This window comes from Streptomyces vulcanius (assembly GCF_042653945.1).
Lineage (GTDB): Bacteria > Actinomycetota > Actinomycetes > Streptomycetales > Streptomycetaceae > Streptomyces > Streptomyces mangrovi.
Window position 1 is genome coordinate 1 of record NZ_JBHSFK010000145.1, and the last position, 578, is coordinate 578.

The following is a 578-nucleotide window of genomic DNA, read 5'->3' on the forward strand; positions in this document are numbered from 1 at the left end:
GAGCCCCCCACCACACCGTGCTCAGTACGGCCGTCGACCTCGAGACCCTGACCGACTACGCCGCCATGACCGGCGTCGAACTGCTCACCATCGACGAGAACACCACCACCGACCAGTTCGCCAAGGAAATCCGCTGGAACGCCGCCTACCACCGCCTCGCCCAGGCCCTGTGACGGCCATGACTCCCATGACGCCTATGACTCGCATGACTCGCACGACTCACATACAAGGAGACAGCCGATGACGGTGCGAGTCCGCGACGGCCTGCGGCAAGAGGTACTGGACGCGAACCTGGCCATTCCCCAGGTCGGCCTGGCAACACTGACCTGGGGCAACGTGAGCGGCGTCGACCGTGAGGCAGGGGTCTTCGTCATCAAGCCCTCCGGCATCCCCTACGAGGCCCTCGCCCTCGACCACCTGGTGACCGTCCGCCTCTCCGACGGCCAGGTCATCGACGGGAACCTGCGCCCCTCCACCGACACCGAGACCCACCGCTGCCTCTACCTGGCCTTCCCCTCCATCGGCGGCATCACCCACACCCACTCCACCCACGCCGTCGCCTTCGCCCAGGCCCGCCG

General features: G+C 67.5%; 1 protein-coding gene and 1 pseudogene. Both read left to right on the forward strand.

Going from position 1 to position 578, the window contains the following annotated elements:
* Positions 1–173 (forward strand): annotated as a pseudogene (locus ACFPIH_RS56420) (L-arabinose isomerase); the annotation flags it as partial.
* A 67-nt stretch (positions 174–240) separates the two neighbouring features.
* The coding region (locus ACFPIH_RS56425; RefSeq protein WP_385879473.1) for a class II aldolase/adducin family protein at positions 241–578 on the forward strand (338 nt) is incomplete at its 3' end.